Raw genomic sequence first — 6220 nt, forward strand, 5'->3', positions numbered from 1 at the left:
GTTCGCAATCAAAATAATGCGCAGCAACTTCGTGCCGCACCCCTGGAATCCCGCGCCTACGCCGCGTTCCTTCGCATTACCGCTTCCTCGCGATAAGCCATCTTATGGCGAGCTGCGCATAAGAGCGCGAAGGCGCTGGCGTAGGCATCGTAGATACGCCGCTGCTCGTCGGTCAGAGCGTGCTCGATCAGCTCATATTCGACGCCATCGTAGGAGAGCGAGCGGGCGGTATAGAGGCCCAGCGCACGCAGATCGCGGGCGAGCACTTCCATGGCCGCGACACCGCCGTCCTCGATCGCCTCGACAAATTCGGCGCGGGTGGCGAAGGGGAAATCCTCACCGCCCCACAGGCCGAGCCGCTGGGCATAGGCGAGATTGTGGACGGTGGTCGCGCCGGTAGCCGACACATAGACGACGCGCGCGTTGGCCAGGGCATGCTGGAGCCGAAGGCCCGCACGTCCCTGCTGCGAGGCGGCAACGTCGCCGCGTTCTCCCTTGCCGCCTGCGGCATTGGCCATGGCGTGGCTCTCGTCGAAAATGATCACTCCATCGAAATCGGAGCCCAACCATTCGACGATCTGCCGGACGCGGGAAACCTTCTCACCACGGTCGTCGGACCGTAGCGTGGCATAGGTTGCAAACAGGACGCCTTCCGACAGCGTGATCGGCCGCCCTTGCGCGAAGCGCGACAGCGGCGTGACCAGCAGGCGCTCCATGCCGAGCGCCGACCAATCGCGCTGCGCGTCCTCGATCAGCTTGTCGGATTTGGAGATCCAGACCGCCTTGCGGCGACCGCGCAGCCAGTTGTCGAGGATGATGCCGGCAGATTGACGGCCTTTGCCGGCCCCGGTGCCGTCGCCGAGCATGAAGCCGCGCCGGAAGCGCACGGCGTTTTCGGCTTCGGGCTTGGCTGCCTGCACGAGATCGCAGGTTGCATCGACGGTCCAGGAGCCGGCGAGAAAGTCCGAATGGGCTTCGCCGGCATAAATGACGGTTTCGAGTTGGGCGTCCGACAGGAGATCGGTGATGTTCGCGGGCAGCATCGGCCGATAGGCGGGCTTGGGCGGTGCAACGCTCGCCATGGCCGCCGACTGCACGAGCTTGGTGGGGTGCGCCTGAGAACTGGCAATACGGATCGACTGCAATCCGTATTCTTCATAGATCGCGTCCGTGAGATGGGCGCCTTCCGGCGGCGTCCAGTCCATCGTGTCGTAGGCGAGTTCAACGCCCTGCGGGTCCATGGTGGAGCGTGCGGCCGGACGCTCCGTGGCGGTGCGCGCGAGATAACCCCGCACGGTGCGGGGTACCGAACCCGACACGGGCGGCGCGATGTCGGGCAGTGCGACCGGCAGGCGCGGTGGAATCTGCGCTTCGATCCATGCGAGCAGCGTAGCGACGTCGGGCGCAAGGCCGGCGGAACCAGGGAACGCTGCCGGGTCTTCGGCCGGCAGCTTGTCGATGACGGTGAGCCGCGTTTCGATGCTCGTGCCATGCTTGGCATAGACCGAGCCGTGGATCGCCGCGGTGAAGACGACGCGGCCACGCTCCTGAAGCCGGACGAAGGTGTCGCGCCAGGTCGGTTGCTCGGGGCCGAAGTTTGCGCCGGTGATCGTCACCAGACGCCCGCCATCGGCAAGCCGCGCCAGGGCCGAAGCAACATGACGCGCAGCGGCGTCGGCGACCCGGCCGGAGACGTGCGCCATCACCGAGAAGGGCGGGTTCATCACGATTACGGAAGGGACGGCGCACGCCGGAAGGTGGTCGTCGATCTGGGCGGCTTCGCATCGCGTGACGGCAAGGGCTGGAAAGAGCTGGCCAAGTAGATCGGCGCGGGTTTCCGCCAGTTCGTTGAGGAGCAGCGAGCCGCCGCTGATCTCGGCGAGGATGGCGAGAAGACCCGTGCCTGCCGACGGCTCCAGCACAATGTCGTGCGGTGTGATCGCGGCGGCCGCGATAACGGCGAGGCCGAGCGGGACCGGCGTCGAGAATTGCTGAAGCGCCTGGGCTTCCTCGGAGCGACGGGTGTGCGTCGGCAGAAGGCCGGTGATTTTCGACAGGGCAGAAAGCCGTGCAGCCGGAGTGCCGGCTTTACGGAAAAGCGCACGTCCGTATTTGCGCAGGAACAGGACGGTCGCGCCTTCACAGGCTTCGTAGGCCGTCTTCCAGTCCCAGGCCCCGCTCGTGTCGGAAGCCTCGAAGGCCGTTTGCATGGCGATGCGGAGATTGGCGTTGTCGATCCGCTGGCCGCGTTCGAGCAGGGTGAGAAGCTGATGGGCGGCGGCGATGATGGCGGACGCGCGGGCAACGGGCGCAGCCGGACCGGCTACGGGCGACATGATGTTCATGGATCGGAACCTCGGGAGAGCGGGAACGGCAGGCCCGGACGGCGCTCTCTCTCGACCGCACGGACTCAAACCCGTCCCGGCGGCCCTCTCACTCCCGAACACGTCGCTGCCGACATGAAAAAAGCGCCTCGGCCGAGCGGCAGAGGCGCTTTGAGGGGGTCAGGCCCAGTGTCCATCGGCGATCTCGCGGGCGACGAGCCTGCGCGCCTTGCGGATCAGGTCATCGCCGCTGGTGTCGATGTGCCCGAAGAACCGGGCGCGCGCGCCGTTCGCGGTCCAATCGGCATAGGCGCAATATTCGCGAGCCTTGGCCCGGAAGACCCGCATGTCGCTGGCCCAATGGGGCTTGGGCTCCACGACAACCGTGATCCCGTCTCTGGTTTCCAGCCAGGGGAGAGACCGCTCGGCGGGCGGTCGCTCACGATCGGCGGCGAAAATGGCGTCGATGTCCATCATGGCGCTTCTCCGGGCGCGCCCGGATGCATGAAGCCGCCAGGATCGCCTGGGTCGGGCGGCAGGTAGGCGTCATAGGGATTGCCGTCGGCGAGGTGGCCGAAGAGCGTGAAGACGAAATCACCATCGTCTCGTCCCACCGCGCAGATGACGTAACGCGGAGCGCCGGTCACGGCATCGAGGCATTCCATGAGCGCAAGGTTGCCGTCACCGGCAGCGCGCAGCAGCGTCTGAAAATTGCTCCGGGCATGGGACGGAATGCTCATAGCGGGCCTCCCTCGTCGGAGAGGGTCTGGTCGAGCCAGCCATCGGTGTAGATCCAGTCCAGAGTCTCCCCGGTGGCGAGATCGAGGACATGCGCACCGCCGCCGAAGCCGTCGAGCCGGGGTTTCGAGCAGGTGTTGGCATATTGGAAACCCCAGCGGCCGGTCAGACCGAACTCTGCGGCGCAGCGCTTCACGAACTGGATCAGGTGCTCGGGATCGCCAGTGACGTCGTCACGCATCCAGAGCTGCGTGCCGCCATGCTCGGGCTGGATCGAGAGAAGAAAGCCCTCGGAAGGCGGTTCTTCCGATGCGCCGGCCTCGGAGAGGCGGTTGTAGAGGTCGAGCGCGCGGGCGGCGTTCTCGGGCGTGCCGACATCGAGCAGGCACGAGAAATGGGTGAAATAGTCGGCCATGACAGGCTCCTGAAAAGGGAATGCCCGGCCCGCACGGCACAGCCACGCAGGCTGTCGACCGTGGGACCGGGCGGTGTGGAGGATCGGGGTGAGATGCGCGGGACGAACGGCGCCGCCCCGCGCGATCCGCGCTATTCGGCGGCGACGGCGTGCTGGACTTCGTCCTCGTCGGTGTCTTCGTCCTCGCCGTCCTCGGTGAGGAAGTCCGGCAAGGCGGTGTCTCCGCCGGTATTGGCCTGATCGTCGGGACCAGGCTGATCGCCATCGAAGGACGTCAGGCGCAGCGGTTCGGGCAGCCAGCCGCTGTCGCTCAGCAGGCGTTCGGCTTCCTTGGCCATGTCGCCCTTCTTCATGTGATCGATGAGCTGCGCGGCCCGCTCGCCGGCGCCTTCGCGCACGGCCTCGAGAATGCGGGGCTTGGTCACGCGGCCGAGATAGTTGCTGACCGTGGGCTTCCAGCCTGCGGCCACCATGTCCATGCCGGTCGCCCGCGCGAGCCGGTCGGCCTGAGCCAGACGCACGTCGAGACCGTGCTGGCTGACGCCCGAGCCGGAATAGGGGTTCGGACGCTCGAACAGCGCATTGACGCCGTAGCTGACGCAGAGCGCCAGAAGCTCCAGGCGCGTGCCGTCATCGAGATCGGTCAGCCAGGCCCAGAGGGCCTGATCCTCCGCGGGGATGTGGTCCCCCCAGCGTTCGTGGCGATCGTTGACCGCCTGCGCCGATGGGCTGTCCTTCAATTCCTCGGACTGGGCCGAGAAGAAGATGTGGCGGACATTGGCCTCGAGGCAGCCGGCCGGGTTGGTGTGGATGAAGGTGTCGCTCAGAAGCTTGTGCAGCAACATGGTCATGGCGACGTGCGGATGTTCTGCCAGCGCGTTGCGCAGAGCCAGGGTGCGATGGGCGGTCAGCTCGATCACGAGACGCTCGGGCAACGGCTTGATGCCGTCTTCCTCATCCTCCTCGGGCTCGGCGGGCTTGCCGCCGATGGTGATGACCGCGCGCTGGACGGCCGGCGTATCGGGCTGATCGCTCCCGGACGCCTCGCCATCGGGCTCGGCCTGGGGCTCATCCTCGGCGCGGACATAACCGCGGTCGATCGACAGCGAGCCGTCGATGTCGAGGCTGACGAAGGCGCCGGCGATTGCGATGTCGGCTTGATCGTAGCTGACCGAACGGTTCTCGAAGGCCTCCAGGGCCTGCTCGATTTCGCCGAGACGTTGATCGATCGCGTCGGGCAGCTCGTCGGCCTCGGAATATTCCGCTTCGATCCGGTCATATTCCTCGCGCAGCGCTTCGCGGGTCGCACGCTCCTCGTCGGTCAGATCGATCGTGGTGCCGGAAAGCTCACGCAAGCCGTGGTCGTGGCCGTAGGGGAAGCTCACCGCGACCTCGATCCACTTCCAGCCTTCCTCGGCGATCTGATCGGCGGTGGCTTTCAGCTTCTCTGCCACCATACGGTCGAGCAGGACGGGGTCTTGCAGCCAACCGCCGTCGTCGGATTGGAAGAGATCGCGCAGCACGATCCCGCCTGCGGCCTCGTAGGCATCGACACCGACGAAAATGGCCCGTTTGTCCGAGGCGCGTACCGCGGTCTCGGTCAGCATCCGCCGGATCTGATAGGGCTCCTTCTGCCAGCTTTCCTTGATTGCGTCCCAAGCCTGCTCCTGACGGGCATGGTCGGGGCTGACGGTGAAGGCCATGAGCTGTTCGAGCGTCATGCCGTCATCGGCATAGATGTCGAGCAGGGTCGGCGAGACGGAGGTGAGGCGCAGGCGTTGCTTCACCACGGTGACGTTGACGAAGAAGGCGGCGGCGATGGCCTCCTCGGTCATGCCCTTGTCGCGCATGGCCTGAAAGGCGCGGAACTGGTCGAGCGGATGGAGTGGTGCGCGTTCCATGTTCTCGACCAACGATACTTCGTCGACGAGGATGTCGCTGTTGGCGTCGCCGATGACGCAGGGCACCGTCGCCGTCTTGGCCAAACGCTTCTGCTTCACGAGCAGTTCGAGTGCGCGATAGCGGCGACCGCCGGCGGGCACTTCGAACATTCCGGTCTCCGCGCCATCGGCGTCGAGGACGGGACGGACATGGAGGCTCTGGATGAGGCCGCGCCGGGCGATGGACTCGGCCATTTCCTCGATCGAGACGCCGGCCTTGACGCGGCGGACGTTGGACTGGCTCAACACCAACTTGTTGAAGGGGATGTCGCGCGCCGACGACAGGGTGATCTTCTGGATGGCACTCGCCATGTTCGTTACTCCGCAACGGGCGGCCGGGAGACTCTCTCTCGACCTCCAACCCGTCACGAAGCGAAGCGCCGCCCTCTCACTCTAAGAAGGGCAGCGCCGCAGATGCGAAAAGACGTGAAGCCGGAGACCTGCTTTCCCGCCTTTCCGGTATTCATATTCGATCACGCCGCCTGCCGTTCGTCGCCGGCCATGGTGTCGTCCGGGCCGAGATCGGCGTCGGGCAGGAAGCCGAGCAGCCAATCGGCCGCCTTGCTCGCCTGGGAGGCGGCGCGGACGATGGCGCGATTGTCCTCGCGCAGCACCTCCAGCCAGGCACCGATATAGTCGGCATGGCGGACGGTGGGCACGATGCCGAGAGACGCGCAGCAGAAGGCCGCGTTGATCTCTGCGATATATCCTGACAGTCCAGCCAAAAATGGCGGTTGGAAATAAAAACCATCGGTGCCTCCAGCACTGCCCAGAACCCCATGGCTCCCCCGATGCGGGGGCGG

At 66.0% G+C, this 6220-nt stretch carries 5 protein-coding genes and 1 pseudogene; all 6 read right to left on the reverse strand.

Annotated elements, in window-relative coordinates; translation table 11 throughout:
* Positions 1–119 precede the first annotated feature (119 nt).
* A pseudogene (locus tag DI606_RS19085) lies at positions 120–2345 on the reverse strand (strawberry notch-like NTP hydrolase domain-containing protein); the annotation flags it as partial.
* Between the two features lie 159 nt (positions 2346–2504).
* Entirely contained in the window at positions 2505–2801 is a 297-nt protein-coding gene (locus DI606_RS19090) for a hypothetical protein (protein WP_047820984.1), read from the reverse strand.
* A complete protein-coding gene (locus DI606_RS19095) occupies positions 2798–3064 on the reverse strand; it encodes a DUF6117 family protein (RefSeq protein ID WP_293985487.1) in 267 nt (88 codons plus the stop codon). Before DI606_RS19095 ends, DI606_RS19090 begins: the two co-directional genes overlap by 4 nt.
* Entirely contained in the window at positions 3061–3477 is a 417-nt protein-coding gene (locus DI606_RS19100; protein ID WP_047820982.1) for a hypothetical protein, read from the reverse strand. The genes DI606_RS19095 and DI606_RS19100 overlap by 4 nt, the downstream gene beginning before the upstream one ends.
* A gap of 131 nt (positions 3478–3608) precedes the next feature.
* Positions 3609–5729, reverse strand: a complete 2121-nt coding sequence (locus tag DI606_RS19105; RefSeq protein WP_160987479.1) for a ParB/RepB/Spo0J family partition protein — start codon at positions 5727–5729, stop codon at positions 3609–3611.
* Positions 5730–5890: 161 nt separating this feature from the next.
* On the reverse strand, positions 5891–6220 hold a 330-nt coding region (locus tag DI606_RS19110; protein ID WP_293985490.1), incomplete at its 5' end, for a zincin-like metallopeptidase domain-containing protein.

This window comes from Sphingobium sp., assembly GCF_003248505.1.
Classification (GTDB): domain Bacteria; phylum Pseudomonadota; class Alphaproteobacteria; order Sphingomonadales; family Sphingomonadaceae; genus Sphingobium.